The 15,120-nt window shown below is 68.8% G+C and carries 15 protein-coding genes and 4 pseudogenes; 9 read left to right on the top strand and 10 right to left on the bottom strand.

Annotated features, from left to right (window positions below; translation table 11 throughout):
* Both ACFY4A_RS33785 and ACFY4A_RS33790 read right to left on the bottom strand, forming a co-directional pair.
* A partial coding sequence (locus ACFY4A_RS33785) for a PHP domain-containing protein (protein ID WP_390833198.1) occupies positions 1-104 on the bottom strand: 104 nt, incomplete at its 3' end.
* A 12-nt stretch (positions 105-116) separates the two neighbouring features.
* The gene (locus tag ACFY4A_RS33790) at positions 117-695 is read right to left on the bottom strand and encodes a TetR/AcrR family transcriptional regulator (RefSeq protein ID WP_390833143.1); all 579 of its coding nucleotides are present in this window, start codon (positions 693-695) and stop codon (positions 117-119) included.
* A 364-nt stretch (positions 696-1,059) separates the two neighbouring features.
* Here ACFY4A_RS33790 and ACFY4A_RS33795 point away from each other — a divergent pair.
* A pseudogene (locus ACFY4A_RS33795) lies at positions 1,060-1,711 on the top strand (LLM class flavin-dependent oxidoreductase); the annotation flags it as partial.
* A 54-nt stretch (positions 1,712-1,765) separates the two neighbouring features.
* Here the strand turns inward: ACFY4A_RS33795 and ACFY4A_RS33800 are convergent.
* Both ACFY4A_RS33800 and ACFY4A_RS33805 read right to left on the bottom strand, forming a co-directional pair.
* Positions 1,766-2,002 (bottom strand): annotated as a pseudogene (locus ACFY4A_RS33800) (IS1182 family transposase); the annotation flags it as partial.
* Positions 1,965-2,114: a hypothetical protein gene (locus ACFY4A_RS33805; RefSeq protein ID WP_390833144.1), complete on the bottom strand. Its 150-nt coding sequence runs from the start codon at positions 2,112-2,114 to the stop codon at positions 1,965-1,967. The pseudogene ACFY4A_RS33800 and the gene ACFY4A_RS33805, both read right to left, overlap by 38 nt.
* 212 nt (positions 2,115-2,326) lie before the next feature.
* Here ACFY4A_RS33805 and ACFY4A_RS33810 point away from each other — a divergent pair, with 212 nt between their 5' ends.
* Together ACFY4A_RS33810 and ACFY4A_RS33815 are read left to right on the top strand one after the other, a co-directional pair.
* Positions 2,327-2,971 (top strand): ArsR/SmtB family transcription factor, encoded by a 645-nt coding sequence (locus tag ACFY4A_RS33810; RefSeq protein WP_390833145.1) that lies wholly within the window; start codon positions 2,327-2,329, stop codon positions 2,969-2,971.
* Positions 2,968-4,341: an MFS transporter gene (locus ACFY4A_RS33815; RefSeq protein ID WP_390833146.1), complete on the top strand. Its 1,374-nt coding sequence runs from the start codon at positions 2,968-2,970 to the stop codon at positions 4,339-4,341. Before ACFY4A_RS33810 ends, ACFY4A_RS33815 begins: the two co-directional genes overlap by 4 nt.
* A gap of 662 nt (positions 4,342-5,003) precedes the next feature.
* On the opposite strand, the gene ACFY4A_RS33820 is transcribed toward ACFY4A_RS33815, so the two are convergent.
* The 3 genes from ACFY4A_RS33820 to ACFY4A_RS33830 form a co-directional block, all read right to left on the bottom strand.
* Positions 5,004-5,366, bottom strand: coding sequence for a DoxX family protein (locus tag ACFY4A_RS33820; protein WP_390833147.1), 363 nt, complete (start codon positions 5,364-5,366; stop codon positions 5,004-5,006).
* 75 nt (positions 5,367-5,441) lie between these two features.
* The gene (locus ACFY4A_RS33825; protein ID WP_390833148.1) at positions 5,442-5,927 is read right to left on the bottom strand and encodes a carboxymuconolactone decarboxylase family protein; all 486 of its coding nucleotides are present in this window, start codon (positions 5,925-5,927) and stop codon (positions 5,442-5,444) included.
* 82 nt (positions 5,928-6,009) lie between these two features.
* Positions 6,010-6,492: a carboxymuconolactone decarboxylase family protein gene (locus ACFY4A_RS33830; RefSeq protein WP_390833149.1), complete on the bottom strand. Its 483-nt coding sequence runs from the start codon at positions 6,490-6,492 to the stop codon at positions 6,010-6,012.
* A gap of 174 nt (positions 6,493-6,666) precedes the next feature.
* Between ACFY4A_RS33830 and ACFY4A_RS33835 the strand changes: the two genes are divergently transcribed.
* The 3 genes from ACFY4A_RS33835 to ACFY4A_RS33845 all read left to right on the top strand — a co-directional run bounded on the left by ACFY4A_RS33835 (position 6,667) and on the right by ACFY4A_RS33845 (position 9,482).
* Entirely contained in the window at positions 6,667-7,605 is a 939-nt protein-coding gene (locus ACFY4A_RS33835) for an RNA polymerase sigma-70 factor (RefSeq protein WP_390833150.1), read from the top strand.
* Positions 7,606-7,671: 66 nt separating this feature from the next.
* Positions 7,672-9,099, top strand: a complete 1,428-nt coding sequence (gene rox / locus ACFY4A_RS33840; RefSeq protein WP_390833151.1) for a rifampin monooxygenase — start codon at positions 7,672-7,674, stop codon at positions 9,097-9,099.
* 122 nt (positions 9,100-9,221) lie between these two features.
* A complete protein-coding gene (locus ACFY4A_RS33845) occupies positions 9,222-9,482 on the top strand; it encodes a pyridoxamine 5'-phosphate oxidase family protein (protein WP_390833199.1) in 261 nt (86 codons plus the stop codon).
* Here the strand turns inward: ACFY4A_RS33845 and ACFY4A_RS33850 are convergent.
* Positions 9,481-10,136: pseudogene (locus tag ACFY4A_RS33850) on the bottom strand (DUF5131 family protein); the annotation flags it as partial. The gene ACFY4A_RS33845 and the pseudogene ACFY4A_RS33850 overlap by 2 nt on opposite strands.
* Before the next feature lie 176 nt (positions 10,137-10,312).
* Between ACFY4A_RS33850 and ACFY4A_RS33855 the strand changes: the two are divergent.
* On the top strand, positions 10,313-10,942 hold the full coding sequence (locus ACFY4A_RS33855) for a class I SAM-dependent methyltransferase (RefSeq protein WP_390833200.1): 630 nt from the start codon (positions 10,313-10,315) through the stop codon (positions 10,940-10,942).
* A 72-nt stretch (positions 10,943-11,014) separates the two neighbouring features.
* Here ACFY4A_RS33855 and ACFY4A_RS33860 read toward each other — a convergent pair whose 3' ends face one another.
* The gene (locus ACFY4A_RS33860; RefSeq protein ID WP_390833152.1) at positions 11,015-12,499 is read right to left on the bottom strand and encodes an alpha/beta hydrolase; all 1,485 of its coding nucleotides are present in this window, start codon (positions 12,497-12,499) and stop codon (positions 11,015-11,017) included.
* 132 nt (positions 12,500-12,631) lie between these two features.
* Here ACFY4A_RS33860 and ACFY4A_RS33865 point away from each other — a divergent pair.
* Together ACFY4A_RS33865 and ACFY4A_RS33870 are read left to right on the top strand one after the other, a co-directional pair.
* Positions 12,632-12,829: pseudogene (locus ACFY4A_RS33865) on the top strand (hypothetical protein); the annotation flags it as partial.
* A 522-nt stretch (positions 12,830-13,351) separates the two neighbouring features.
* Complete coding sequence (locus ACFY4A_RS33870) at positions 13,352-14,032, top strand: DUF5701 family protein (protein WP_390833153.1); 681 nt, start codon at positions 13,352-13,354, stop codon at positions 14,030-14,032.
* Between the two features lie 586 nt (positions 14,033-14,618).
* Here the strand turns inward: ACFY4A_RS33870 and ACFY4A_RS33875 are convergent.
* Positions 14,619-15,038 carry a WhiB family transcriptional regulator gene (locus ACFY4A_RS33875; RefSeq protein ID WP_390833154.1) on the bottom strand — a complete coding sequence of 140 codons (420 nt, stop codon included), beginning with the start codon at positions 15,036-15,038 and terminating at the stop codon, positions 14,619-14,621.
* Positions 15,039-15,120: the final 82 nt, after the last annotated feature.

Consider the following 15,120-nt stretch of genomic DNA (forward strand, 5'->3'; position numbering starts at 1 on the left):
ATGCCCATCTCATTGCAGGCGTTGAACATGTCCTTCAGCCGCGCGGCACCGTCCAGCAGCGAGTACTGGGTGTGGACGTGCAGGTGCGTGAACGGATCTCGCACTACCGCCCCGATTCAGGAGTCGGCGTCGAGGGTCTGGGCGATTGCCCTGAGCCCTGCCGCCACCTCGGGCGCGGAAGGGGCCCGTTCGGGATCGATCAGCCACTGCTGTGTCAGGCCGGCCACCAGGGCCATATGTACCGACCCAACTGCGCGGGCCAGTTCGACGTTCTTTACACCGTCGATGCCGTGCAGATCCGCCGCCATTTCGGTGCGGGACTGCTCGAATGCGTCGGCGATCTGCTGCCGGATCTCGGGGGAGCGCTCGGCCTGGACGAGCGCCTCGGTACTGGCCACCAGTAGCGGCCGATCGGTGACCTGGGACTCGATAACCCGTGCCCACAACGCCTCTGGTCGTGCCACCGTCTGACTCTCGGGGGATTCTTCCGGGCGGGCGAGGACCTTGTCACCCCACTCCCGCAGTGTCTCCAAGAGCGCCGCATTGAGCAGCGCTTCCTTTGACCCGTAGTGGTAGTTGATCGTTCCGAGAGGAGCCTTGGCCGCAGCAGCGATGTCCCGGGAGGTGGTACGGGCGTACCCCCGCTCCTCCAGGCACTGCTTCGCCCCTGCCATCAGCTGTTCGCGGTGTCCCATGACGTGCAGGGTACGCCCATCTGAACCGATGTTCAAGACGTTCGTTCAGAACACTTGTTCAAAAGTGAACCTCGGTTGTGGTGTCGTATTGGGGGTGTGTCGGCTGTTCCCAGAGCTGCGCGGCCATGCACGAGGTGGACGGGAGCGTCCCGCATGGGGTATCAACCGTGACTTTGTCGATCAGCCGGTTCAGCCAGTCGCGCCCGGAGCTGATGCGGGGCGCCGTGACGGATAGTCCACCCAGGTTCATCGGGCGAGCCACTCGTGCTCGGTCGGGACACCGTGCGCCGTATGGTCCGGCTTCAACAAAGCGTCATCAAGGCGAAGGTTGTCCGCGTCAGGAGAGATGGGTAGGAAGGGGCGCATGACTGGACTTGGCGCTGTGTTCCGGCCTCAACTCCCTTCCGAGTGGCTGCCGGCGGTGGCCCGCACGGCGGACGACGCCGGCCTGGAAGAGCTGTGGCCGTGGGAGGACTGCTTCCTGGAGAGCGGGATCGCCGCGGCGTCGGCCGTGCCGGCACGGACGGAGCGGGTGCGTGTGGGGGCGGGTCACGCTCGGGGTCGGACACGGGGTTCGGGTATGGATGGGGCAGGCAGGCACACAGGTGGAGTCGCCGGTCACGCTGCTGCGCGAGTACCTCGCGGCGCTGCGGGCGCCGCTGCGCGGTGAGACGGTTACCACCAAGGGGCAGTACGTAAAGCTCGACGATGTGACCTGGGGGTGGCCGCCGGCGTCGGCCCGGCGGTGTTCGCAGGGGCGGGCGGCCCTCGGACGCTGCTGCTGTCCGGCGAGGCCGCGGACGGCACCATGCTCACCTGGAGCACCCTGCCGGAGGAAGTGCGGCGGGCCCGCGCGCTCCTGGACCAAGGTCGCGCGGCCGCCGGGCGCACCGAACCACCACGTGACCGTCCACCTCCTCACGGCAACAGGCATCGACGCCGCCGCGTACATTCGGTCCGAACTCGCCCGAACCAACAGGGGCTTCGGAGCTGCAGGGGACGCGGACGCCGTCGCGTAGGCCGAGCGCGTACTTCAGGTCCATGCCGTACCGCACCCGATGCGCCACCGCCCGGTCGGTGAGGTTCTCGGCGAACTGCAACACCGTCACCAGCGCCAGCTGGCCCGGTGACCAGCCCGGCCGCCCTCTGGATCCGAACGCCTCGGCGAACTCGGCGTCCGCGAACAACTCGCCCAGCTCGTCACGGACCCGCATCGCCAACGGGTACGGGCCCCGCGCCGCCACCGCCCGCGCCACCTGCGCGGTCAGCTCAGGCACCTTCGGCCACGGCCTCGGCCGCATCGACATTCCACACACCACCCGCGACCGGGATCGCCAAGACGGCCGCTGCTGTCCCGACCAACGAACTGCCAGCCCCGCCGGGCACGGAATAAGCCAGCAGAATCGTCACCAGCCGCAAACGGCGATGATCTTGCGACGGTGTCATCCGTGTGGGTGAGTCCGAGGCTGTATGGCTGCGGTGGGTGAAGCCTCGCGAGGTACGTACGGACGCGTGAGGCTGCTCAGTCCCGTCACCGACGCAGTGCCGGTGACGGGCTACCAGCCAACTTTCCAAAAGAATTTCTGCAAAAATACTTTTGGAAAGCCTCTGGGTCGTTCTACCCTCCCGTCATGGTCAGCGAAGAACAGAAGCGCGTGCTCGATCCCGAGCAGGATGCAGCAGCCCTGAAGGCCCTTACGCACCCTCTGCGCATCCGGCTGCTGGGGATGCTGCGGCAGGACGGCCCGGCCACCGCGAGTGAACTCGCGGTCAGGACCGGGGAGTCGTCCGCTTCCACCAGTTATCACTTGCGGGTTCTGGCGAAGTACGCGTTCGTTGCCGAGGCCGAGCACCGTGACGGGCGGGAGCGCCGCTGGCAGGCGGTGCACTTCGTGACCTCCTGGAGTAACAAGGCAATGGCAGCCGCGTCGGGCAGCCAGGCCCTGGTCAGCCTGTCACGCAAGGCCCAGATCGAGAACCTGGAGGCGTCTCTCGCCCGGCACGAGGCCGACATCGCCGACGGGCGGCTGGGCCAGGAGTGGGTGGAGCCGTCCGGAATCAACGACCTGATGCCCCGACTGACCCCCGAGTCGCTCACCGAACTCTGGGACGTGCTCGACCGGAAGCTGGAGGAACTGACCGCCCGCGATGCAGAAGATCCGCGCGCCGCGCAAGTCGTATTCCTCACCGCCGGGCTACCCCTGGCACCGCGCGACCCCGGCGCTGAGGCAGAGACCTCTGCCCCTGCGGGCACAGGTGCCGAGAACGCGTCATGACCGGGCCGCTGGACATACGCACCACACGCCGCCGCTACATCACCGTCTGCGTTCTGTTCTGGCTGCCACTGGGACTGAGCATCGCTCCCCTGATCCTGCTGTTCACCGAGCGCGGCATGGCCATGGCGACCATCGCGGGCTTCTTCGCCGCGCACTCCCTCACCGCCGCCGCACTGGAACTGCCCACCGGAGGACTGTCCGACGTCCTCGGACGCCGCGCTGTTCTGGTCTCCGCCGGCCTGCTGAACCTGGCCGCCTTGACCCTCGTGGGCCTGGGCACTGCTCCTTGGCTGCTCGGCCTCGGCATGGCCCTGATGGGCGCGGGCCGTGCCCTGTCCAGCGGCCCGGCCGAAGCCTGGTACGTTGACACCGTCCAGGCGCACTCGGGCCCCGACGCCGAACTGCGCACCGGGCTGGCCCGCGGCGGCTCCGCGACATCTGCCGCGCTCGCCACGGGCACCCTGCTCGGCGGTGCCCTTCCTTGGCTGCTCGGACTCGGCCCCGACCTCGGCGCCCGACTGAGCGAGACAACGTCCGAGCTGGTGCTGCCCCTTTCTGTTCCGATGCTGCTGGGTGCAGCGGTCGAGATCACCTTCGTGCTGTATGTCCTGACCGCTTTGCGGGAGCCGCCCCGGCCGGCAGCTACCCTGCCCGACGTACTCCGAGGCATCCCGGCCACTGTCATGGGCGGACTGCGTCTGGGGGGCCACGACGCGTTGATCCGCCGGGTGCTCCTCAGCGCAGGGGCCGCCGGCAGCGCCCTGGCCGCGATCGAACTGCTCACGCCGGGCCGTGCCGCGGCCCTCACGGGCGCGCCGGAGTCGGGGGCGGTGCTTTTTGCCGCACTCGCCTGCGCCGGATTCATCTGCGCGGGTATCGGCAGCCACCTCGCACCGCTGACCGCCCGGCTTGCGGGCAGTGGCGAGCGTGCGGTCATGGTAAGCCTCGGCGCGAGCGCGAGCGGCCTGCTTCTGCTCGGCGCCACCGCAGCGTTCGCAGGAGTAGGCTCCATGGTCCTCGCTGCCATCGGCTACGGCCTGGTCTACCTCGGGCTTGGCGCGGCAGGGCCGAGCGAGAACGACCTCTTGCATCGCCGTGTCGCAAGTTCGGGCCGGGCCACCGCGCTGTCCGTCCAGTCTCTCGCCCAGCAACTGGTGGGAGCTCTCACCGGCTTGATCATTGGTGTCCTTCCGTCAGGCCCGCTGCCCTGGCTGTTGGGAGGCACCGTGCTGCTTGCAGGAGCTCTCCTGTGGATTCACCGCAGCGGGACCACACCCCGGACTCCGGCGGCAACACCTCAGCCACACACCGTGTCGTCCTCTCCGAGCACCGCTGGCTCCGACCACCATCAGCAGCATGCCGATCAGTAGCGCTGGGACCAACAACCCGAAGATTGCACAAACACACGAGTGACCGAAAGGGTGCCGTGCATGTTCGCGAACGCACAATTCGTTCGCGTGGCGCTCATCTGTCGACCGATTGATGAGCAAGATCAGTAAGCGGCCGCGCGCGGCCGGATCGGTACCGGATCATGCCCATAAAGCGGTGTCAAAAAGCCGACGTACTCAAGAACTTGAGGGGCACCCTTTTCTGTACGATCTGGCGGGTGCAGCCACCCCAGGGCGACGACACCGCCGATCTCCTCGCCCCCGTACCGGCCCCGTAGTCCTAGCTCGGACACCGGGGAGCAACTAACCGACCGGTAGCTTTCAGTGGGTCAGATCTCCCGTTTCTCGTCGTCGTGCGCCTCGTTGGGCTGAACGAGCGAATCCCAGGGTGGGACGACGAAATGGGGCGGGTGTGCGGCAGGAGTGGTCGCCGGAAGACGTGGTGGCGTGCTGGACGCTGGTGGACGGCGACTGGGACCTGGTGGCGAACAAGACCGGTCCGACCCGGCTCGGCTGTGGCTCCGCCCTGAGTGCCAGCGGCGCCGGTCACGAGAACGGTGATCATGTTTCCTCCCGATGGCGGTGTCGAGAAGGGGGTCAGGTGTTGGGCTGGTGGTGGGTACGGCGGGTGGCCGGGTCGTCGGCTAGAAACGGCCCACGGCGATCAAGACCGCGATCGCGAGGTAGACGACGTTGACCGCGACGAGCTTGTACTGGCCGAGGCGGCCGTGGGTGACCATCGCGCCGATCATCAGGGCGATCCAGCAGGTTGCGGTCACTGGGACCATGACCGGTGCTATGCCGAGCGCCTTGGGCAGGACCAGGCCGGCCGCGGCAAGGAGTTCGAGGGCTCCCAGGGCTCTGATGGCGCTGGCGCCGAATCCTGCGGTCCATTCGGCGCCGTGGACGGTGGCGAGCTTCGCCTTCGGGATGAAGGATTTCGTGAGGCCCCCGGTGAGCGCGACCAGGGCGAGCAAGCCGGCGGCGATCCAGAATGCGAGGTTCATGACTCTCCTTGGCTGCGGTCGTTGATGCCGGCCCGGGGTGGATGATCCCGGGCCGGGTGGTGGTGAGCGTGCTGGTCAGTTGGCCATGCCGGCGAACTGGCCGGGCTGGTAGGAGCCTCCGGGGTTGCGCACGATCACGTTGAGCCGGTTGTTGGCGTTGATCATGGCGATCAGGGAGACCAGCGCGGCGATCTGGTCGTCGTCGTAGTGCTTGCGCACCTTGGCCCACGTCTCGTCCGACACCGCCTTGTGGGCGTCGGCGATCCGGGTGCCCTCCTCGGTGAGCGCCAGCGCCGCGCGTTCGGCGTCGGTGAACACCGTGGACTCGCGCCAGGCGGCGACCAGGCTGAGGCGGACCGCGGTCTCGCCGACGGCCGTGGCGTCCTTGGCGTGGTAGTCGACGCAGAAGCCGCAGCCGTTGATCTGGCTGGCGCGCAGCATCACCAGATTCTGGGTGGCCCGGGGCAGCGGCGAGTCGACGATCGCCAGGGCGACGTTGTAGATCCGCTTGGCGATCTTGGCGCCGAGGTCGTTGGCCAACAGATCGAATCGGGGTTCCATGATGTGGGTCCTTACTCGTGAGTCTGGGTATCGCGCGGATCCTTCACGCGGCGTATTGCGGATCGCGGACAACGACCGCCGGCTAGCCGAGGCGGCCAGGCTCGTAGTCGCCGCCGCGCTGCCGGACGATGACGCTCATGCGGTTGGTCGCGTTGATCAGGGCGACGAGCATCACCAGATCGGACAGTTGGTCCTCGTCGTAGTGTTTGACGGCGTCCGCCCAGGCGTCGTCGCTGACGCCGCCGGCGGCGTAGGCGATGTCAGTGCCCTGCTCCGCGAGCTCCAAGGCGGCGCGCTCGGCGTCGGTGAACACCGTGGACTCGCGCCAGGCGGCGACCAGGTTGAGGCGGGTGGCGCTCTCCCCGGCGGCCGCGGCGTTCTTGGTCCACACGTCGGTGGCGTAGCCGTCGCCGTTGATCTGGCTGGCGCGCAGCAGCACCAGCTTCTGGGTCGCGGCGGGCAGGGCCGACTCCTGAAGGATCGTCTTGCTCGCCGCGCCGAACTGGGTGGCGGCTTTGGCTGCGGTCGCGTCCGGGTTGCCGAACAAGCTCAAGCGAGCGGTCATGATGTGTACTCCTTGCATGTTGTCGTGGCGCAATCGACCAGGAGATGCCGGTGGCCCAAGCGGCGTGACAGCGCAGCCGTGTGACCCATGTCACTGTCGGCAGGTGTCACACGACCTGCAGGGCCGGCATCTCGTGTGCGGCAATAGGAAGATCCGGAACGGATGGAGCCGGTGATGAGCGAGCACAGTGACCGAACCATGGGCGGCGACGAGCCGCAGTTGGAAGGCGGGCGTGCCGATCAGGCCACCGAGTCGTTCATCGCCCATCGGAACCTGTTGTTCACCGTCGCCTACGAGATGCTTGGCTCGGCCGCCGACGCCGAGGACGTCCTGCAGGAGACCTGGATGCGGTGGGTGAAGGTCGACCAGGACGCCGTGCAAGACCCGCGCGCGTATCTGGTCCGGGTCACCACCCGCCAGGCACTGATGCGGCTGCGTTCGCTGCGCCGGCGCAAGGAGTCCTACGTCGGTCCCTGGCTGCCCGAGCCGCTGTTGACCGCGCCGGACGTGGCCGAGGATGTCGAGCTGGCCGAGGGCGTCTCGATGGCGATGCTGCTGGTGATGGAGACGCTCAATCCGACCGAGCGCGCGGTGTTCGTGCTGCGGGAGGTGTTCGGTCTGGACTACGACGAGATCGCCGAGACCGTGGACAAGAACACGGTCACCGTCCGGCAGATCGCGCACCGGGCCCGGAACCATGTCGCGGCTCGGCGACCACGTGCTGCCGTGTCCCAGGCCCAGAACCGCGCGGCGCTGCTGGCCTTCCAACGAGCGGTCGAAACAGGTGACCTGCAGAGTCTGCTCGATCAGCTCGCCCCGGATGTGGTGTTCTTGAGCGACGGCGGCGGAGTCGTCCAGGCCGCGCTGGAGCCGATCGTGGGGGCCGATCCGGTCGCTGCCTTGTTGACGGCGGGGCTGGGCAGGATCGCGGGCACCGCGTCGGTGGAGTCGGCGCAGATCAACGGCCACCCGGCACTGATCATGCGGATCGGCGGGCAGGTCGAGGGCGTCCTGGCGGTGCGGACCGAGGGCGGCCTGATCACCGGGCTGTATTTCGTGCGCAATCCCGAGAAGTTGTCGCGTCTGGAGCAGGAGACCGCGCTGCGCCGCTGAACTCGCACCTCAAGTGGTGGGGAGCCCCGCTGCCCGAAGTACACCTTGTGGAAAATGAGGGATTTGATGATCGACGTGATCGTTGCCGGCGCCGGACCGACCGGCTTGATGCTGGCCGCCGAGTTGCGGCTGCACGGCGTGCATGTGCTCCTGTTGGAGAAGGACGCGGAGCCGACCAGGCAGGTCCGTGCGCTCGGTCTGCACGTGCGCAGCATCGAGGTGATGGACCAGCGCGGTCTGCTGGACCGGTTCCTCGCACTCGGCAAGCAGTACCCGATTGGTGGTCTTTTCGCCGGCATCCGAAAGTCGCCGCCGGAGCGGCTGGACACCGCACACCCCTACATCCTCGGCATCCCGCAGACCGCCACCGAGCGCCTGCTGACCGAGCACGCCACCGAGCTCGGCACCGAGATGCAGCGCGGCTGCGAACTGGTCGGGTTGAGCCAGGACGACCACGGGGTGACCGCCGAGCTGGCCGACGGCACCCGGTTGCGCGCGCGTTACCTCGTCGGCTGCGACGGCGGCCGCAGCACCGTGCGCAAGCTGCTCGGGGTCGGCTTCCCCGGTGAGCCTGCCGAAGCCGAGTGGCTGCTGGGCGAAGTAGAGGTGGCCGCCCCGCAGGAGACGCTGACTGCCGTGGCGGCCGAACTCGGCACGGCGGACCTGCGGTTCGGCCCTGCACCCCACGAGGAAGGGGTGTACCGCTTCGTCGTGCGCGCCGAGGAGGTGGCCGAGGACCGCCGCGTCCCGCCGACCCTCGATGAGTTGACCGGGCGGCTACGGGAGATCGCCGGAACCGACTTCGGGGTGCACTCGCCGCGCTTCCTGTCCCGCTTCGGCGACGCCACCCGGCTGGCCGAGCGTTACCGGGTCGGCCGGGTCCTGCTGGCCGGCGACGCGGCGCACATCCACCCACCGCTGGGCGGGCAGGGCCTCAACCTCGGCCTCCAGGACGCGTTCAACCTGGGCTGGAAACTGGCCGCCGAGGTGGACGGCTGGGCGCCCGAAGGGCTGTTGGACAGCTACCACCCCGAACGGCACCCGGTAGCCGCCGCCGTGCTCGACAACACCCGCGCGCAGAGCGAACTGCTCTCCCCCGAGCCGGGCCCCCAGGCCGCGCGCCGCCTGGTGTCGGAACTGATGGACTTCGAGGACGTGAACCGGTACCTGATCGAGAAGATCACCGCGATCGGGGTCCGCTACGACTTCGGCGACGGCCACCCACTGCTCGGCCGCCGGCTGCGCGACGTGCAGTTGAAGCAAGGCCGCCTCTACCAGCTGATGTGCAGTGGCCGAGGGCTGTTGCTCGACCAGACCGGCCGCCTCTCGGTAGCGGGCTGGGCAGACCGGGTCGACCACGTCGCCGACGTCAGCGAGGAACTCGACGTGCCCGCCGTGCTGCTGCGGCCGGACGGCCACGTGGCATGGATCGGGGAAGACCAGCAGGACCTGCTCAGCCGGCTACCCACGTGGTTCGGCGCTGCCGTCAGATGAGCACGCACATCGGGCCCGAAGCCTCCCGAAAGCCCACCAGGCCCGCTGCCGACGGGGCTCAGTCGACCAAATCCAGGTGCGAGACGAGCCGGGCGGCAGATAGCTTCGCCCGAATGACAGCCATGCTGAACGATTCCGTCCGGGCGCTGCTCGATGCGCCGATTCCGGCCGTCCTCGCCACGGTCAACCCGGACGGAAGCCCGCAGACGTCGGTGGTCTGGGTCGGCCGCGACGGAGATGACCTGCTCGTACGGGGCCGTGACGAAGCCGGACCGGCCGGCCCGGCTTCGTCACACTGCTGCGGCCTGCGGCATCTCGTCCCCAGGTCCGGCCGTCCAGTTCGCGGCCGCCTGCCTTCGGGGTGCGGCCGCCCCACTGCTTGAAGAAGAACGCCACCTCAGCCTGCTGGCAGGCATCCCGGATCTGCGTCACCCACGCCTCGTCCAGCGGCCGGTGCCCAGGCCCGACTCGCCGCCCGCGATGACCCAGTCGATGCTGGACAGCTCCAAGCCGTCCAGCGGCCCGAGCAACGGCTCGCACGACAAGAACCGCACCGCGGCCGGCACCTGCCGCAGATCGTCCACGCGCGGCAGCTCCCGCCCGCTCTCCACAGAGACACCCATCCACAGGTTCTCCGGCCACTCAAGCCGGTCCGTGACCTGCCGCAGACGCCGCGCCCGCTTGGTGAGCACCTGGTAGGTGTGCTGCGGGGTCTCGGCGATCACCTCGAAAACGCGGCGCACGTACTCGAGCGGCACCCGGGCATGGAACAGGCCGGACATCGAGTTCACGAACACCACGCGCGGGCTTCTCCACCCATACGGCACCTGAAGCGCGTCCGGGTGCAGCGTCAGCCCGAAACCCGGACCCGACGTGCGCGCATCACCATCCACCCGGTATTTCGGCGACCCCATCGCCTTCAATCGCTTCGCCAGCGCCAGCGCGTAGCAGTTGTCGCAGCCGCTGGAGACGCGGTCGCAGCCCGTGGTCGGGTTCCACGTGGCCTCAGTCCACTCGATCGCGCTGCGATCACCCACAGCTGGCCCTCCATCCCCTCGAACCGAGCCCCATCACCGCCGGCACCCGCGGCGGCCCTCCAGTTGCCTTCTCCGAACTACTGGGGTCGTCCCGTACTCAGGTGATGGGATCAGCCCGAGGGGCGGTATGGTGCCGGAGAACGGCCGTGAACGGCAAGGGTGTTAGTTTCTTCCCCGTGGCGGGACACCGGGACGAGACGAGGGCGGCCTACGACGGGGTCGTCGAGCTCTATGCGTCGTTGTTCGCTAATCGGTTGGAGACGCACCCGTTCTCGCGGAACATGATCGGCACCTTCGCCGAGCTGGTGCGCGGTACGGGGAACCCGCGGGCAGCCGACGTCGGGTGCGGGCCTGGACATCTGACGGCCATGCTGCACGACCTGGGGCTGGACGCCTTCGGGCTCGACCTCTCCCCGGGCATGGTCGACCACGCCCGCCGGGCCCATCCGGCGCTGCGGTTCGACGAGGCGCGGATGGAGGCCCTGCCGGTCGAGGACGGCGCGCTCGGCGGCGTGCTGGCCCACTACTCGATGATCCATACCCCGCCTGAGGAATTGCCCCCGCTGCTCGCCGAGCAGGTACGTGTTCTGGCACCAGGGGGCCTGCTCCTGGTCTCGTTCTTCGCGACCGACAAACCGGAGCCGGTCCGCTTCGACCACAAGGTGACACCCGCCTATAGCTGGCCGGTGGACCAGTTCGCCGAGTTGCTGGCCAGGGCCGGGCTCGTCACGTTCGCCCGGCTGCTCCACGACCCGGCCTCCGAGCGAGGCTTCCTCGACGCCCACTTGCTGGCTCGCCGCCGCTAGGGCCTGTGTGATGTCGTGATCAGTCTTGCCGATCCGGGTCCGTACGGAAGGCGGATCCGGATCGGCAAGCTGTCAGAACGGCACGGCGGGGCAGCTGGTGCCCCGTGGTGGGACTGCCAGGTCGGTGAGATAGCTGTCCACGGCGTCCTCCATACACGGGCCGCTGGTGACGCTGCCGTGGCCGTGGCCCTCGTAGGTGAGGAGCACGCCGCTGCGGCCGAGCTGTCGGGCCACCGAGACCGCCCACGGGTAGCCGGTGGCGGGGTCGTGCAGCGCGTTGGACACCAGGATCGGCGGGGCACCGTGTGCGTCCAGGCGGTGCTGCGGGTTGGCGGTCGGCGCGCCCAGACACGCCGCTGCCATGTGTATCGGCAGCAGGTAAGGCAGGTCAGGCGCGGTCGTGTTCATCATGGTGACGAGCGAGGCGTACTCTCGGTAGTCGCGCACTGGCAGGTGCCAGTCCGAACAGAAGACTGGGGTGGCCGGAGGAAGCGGCGCTATCGACGTGGGCGACGCGGGCAGAGGCTTGCTCGCGTCCATCCCCGCGATCACCGTTGCCAGGCCCGCGTATTCGGCCTCGTAGAACTTCCGGAACGCGATCTTGTTGACCAGGTCCGAAGACGACAGCGAGGTGCCCGGCTTCGCCGGGTCCTCCAGCTCGCCGCGCCCGGCCTGGGCCAACAGGCCCTGCCAGACGGCGCGGACGTCGCGGCCGTGCAGCGCGCAGTCCGCGGCACCATCGCACCACTTCACGAACTCCTGGAACGAATCCTCTGCCGTGGCCGCCTCGGACTGCAGGAAGTCACGGGTGGTCGGGACGCTGTGGTCCATGACGCTCTCCAACACCATCGCGCGCACGCGGCGCGGGTAGGTCTCGGCGTACTGCGCCCCGAGCAGCGTGCCGTACGAGCTGCCGTGGAAGGTCAGTTTCCGCTCGCCAAGGGCGGCCCGGAGGGCGTCCAGGTCCCGGACCGTCTGGGCGGTGTCAAGGTGGTCGAACACCGGGCCGGTACGGGCCCGGCAGTCGGCACGGAGCCGCCTGTTGTACGCCATGGTGGCGTCGAAGTCCGCCTGGCTCTTCAGCTCCGGTGACGGCCGCTTGGCAAGCAGGTCACCGGAGCAGGTCACCGGGTTGCTGCCGCCCACGCCGCGCGGGTCGAAGCTGACTATGTCGAACCTGCGGCGGACCTCGGGGCTGAATCGGCTGATACGGCCCACCACCATCTCCACACCCGAGTCGCCCGGCCCGCCGGGGCCGAACACCATCGAGCCGACGCGTGCGCCGGGGTCGGTGGCCTTGCGGCGGGCCACAGCCAGGTCGAGTCTGGGCCCGTTCGGGTGGGCCCAGTCGACCGGCACCGAAAGAGTGGCGCACTCGGCTCCCGGCTTCTCCGGGTCGTCACACGGTGCCCACCGCAGGGCCCCGGTGGCAGACGGCGACGCGTGGACCGCAGGAGCGGCGGCGAGGCCGGTAGTGACGGCCATGGCGGCTCCCACGGCCATGGCCGTGCCCCGCGCGGCGATCCGCCGCAGTGCGGATCTGCCCCTTAACGGCATGGATCCTCCTCGTGAAGAGAGCGGTTGTGTCAGGCGTGCAGACCCGGCCGGGGCACCGTCGTCACGTTAGGTGCACTGTCGCCCCTGTGGCGCCCGTATCAGGGGCTTTTCCGGGTCGGATCGGGGACCGATCAGGGGCGACCGGGGCGCAGAGCGAAAAACGGTCACGCCGACCTCTACAAGGAGAGAAACACCGTCGAACGGCTGATCAACAAGCCATGGCCGCGGCATCGCCACCCGGACGACAAGACCCCAGACAGCTACCTCGCCGACCTACTCCTACGCGCCTCGATGATCTGGATCAAAGTCCTCGCCGGGACCACCCATTGATCACGACTCGATGCGCGCCCCAGAGCGTAGTCCGTGGCCTGGGACAGGGGTGGTGTAAATCATCCGCGCGGATGAAGATCGTCTGAAGCGCCACGTTCCGGTCGAGCGGGAGTAGGTGCTGTTTCGATGGGTGCCTGCGTCCTCTGATCATCGCCAGGCGACAACGGTCCAGGTCACGAAGGCTCCGGCGGTTCGGCAACCGCAGTAGTGCGAGCAACGATCTTCCGGAGCGCCTCCCAGACCACATGCTTCGAGATCTCGAACGACTTCGACCCGCTCACCCAGCTCCTCCCGGCACAGCCGGTTGACCGCCAAGCAGGCCCAGATGATCCCTCCCCTTCGCTCCGCCCGCATTACCGGGCTTCCTCGCTACTACGAGACGGTCCGCCCCCGTGCCCCGCTTCGGTACTCGGCCCCTTGCACTGCTGGGCGCTTGGGATTCTCCCTCCCGCCTCCGCTCGGAGCACGGCCCGGGAACATTCCGGCGGGCCGCCTCGTTGACCCGGGGCCACTGCTTCGATCATGAAACGAGGGAGTACCTTTCCCGTGCCCGAAACCGTTTCCGGTGACGCTGTGACTCCGCTTCCGCCGCTCGCCGCCCAGGCCGAGCGCCTGATCGAACTCGGGGTGCCCGAGCTCGCCGGGATATCCGCCGCCGAGCTGCGGGCCTTCTCCGAGAGCGCCGAGGTCGGGGACGGCGGCGTCCTGCTCGCCGTCCACCCGGACCGGGCCCCCGCCTCCGCCCTCGCACCGCTGCTCCGCCGCGAAGGCAAGCCCGGCTTCGTCGTCCTCGACATGTCCGACGTCGACCAGTTCGTGCCCCACCACGCCGAGTTGCCCGACGCGCCCCTCTACCTCGTCACCGGCCTCGACCGCGGCGACCACATGGCCAACTGGAGCCCGGACGAGGCCCTGCCCGCCCTCACCAAGGAGGACCGCACCCCGCTCGTGCTCACCGAGGGCATCCACTGGCTGCTGCAGCAGCCCGAGGTGCTGGAGCGCAACCACTGCTTCATGACCATCGGTTCGCGGCTGCGCAAGGCCAACGGCACCCTGGACGCCCGCACCCCGGCGATCTGGATCAGCAACGGCACCGGGCGGGACGGCCGCGAGCGGCGTGACGCCCCCAAGGTGGGCTGGTGCTGGTGGAACAACCGGCACACCTGGCTGGGCTTCGGCTCGGCCACCGGCCGCCGCCCCTAGGCCCAAGCCTGTCGCCCTGAGTCCGCCGCACGTCCCGGCCGCAGACAGGCCCTGGCCGTGGACGACACGGACATCTTTTAGCCCGGCTCGGAGCACGGAGGCCCCGCCGACGCCCACGACACCTTCGAGGGCGCCACGATCCCCCGCCGACCGTCAGCCGGCGGGGGACCGTGGCGCCGTATCAGGTGCTGTGCCTGGACATCCGCTTCGCCCAGAGCAGGAGGGAAGGGAGTGCTGATGTCAGTACCAGGCGCTGCATTTCCGGTCAGCGCCAGCCTTGCTCGTACACAGCCTGAGCTTTGTGTCCGACGCTGCGGCGGCGTCGTCCCCCACCCGTAGCCGGCCAGACTGACCTGGGTGCCAGCGCCGGTGGTGACGTTGGACCTGAGTACGGTTCCCGACCAGGCGTCGTTAGAGAACAGCTCCGCTCGGCGGCCGTCTGCTGCTGTGTCCGTCAAGTAGGAGTCGCTGACCACCGCAAAGTAGACCCTGCTTTTGTTGTTTTCCCAGCACAGGGAGCCGCGCAGGCGTCCTTCCGTCGGCCCCGGCAGCAAGATCCGAATCCTCAGCCGGCCGCGGGCCTGTGTCAGTGCATCGCTCCTTCAACGCGACGACGGTCAGCAACGACGACGACCCAGTCCTTGCCAAGGCGCGCGATGAGCCTGTGCCGCAGGCCGGTGCGCTCGCTGGCAGTGGTTGCCGCCCAGATGCCTTCCGGGGTGAGCTCGGGGTGAACCAGCGCCCATTGCAGGCAGGCTGCGGCTATAGGGCGGCGCCGGCAGGTGGCCTTGGCTCGAGCGATCGGGCCCGTACTTCGGGGTCGCTGCTGGTGCCGCGTTCGTAGGCGAAGGTCTGCGGCTGGGTGCGGCATGCGGTCGGGGGCGAGGTCGGCGAGTAGGGGAACAGGATGCGGGCGTCGGCCTGCACCGTCAGGCCGAACCGGCTGTTGCGCGAGATGTTCTCTGTTCCGCAGTCGGTGGTGTAGCGCGCGGACCCGTGCCGTCATCGAGAACAAGGGTGCCTGCCGTCGCCGCCGCGCTCAACGGCCGCCCACGCAAAGCGCTCGGCTGGGAAAGCCCAGCCGAGCG

The organism is Streptomyces sp. NPDC001292, assembly GCF_042896465.1.
Classification (GTDB): Bacteria; Actinomycetota; Actinomycetes; order Streptomycetales; family Streptomycetaceae; genus Streptomyces.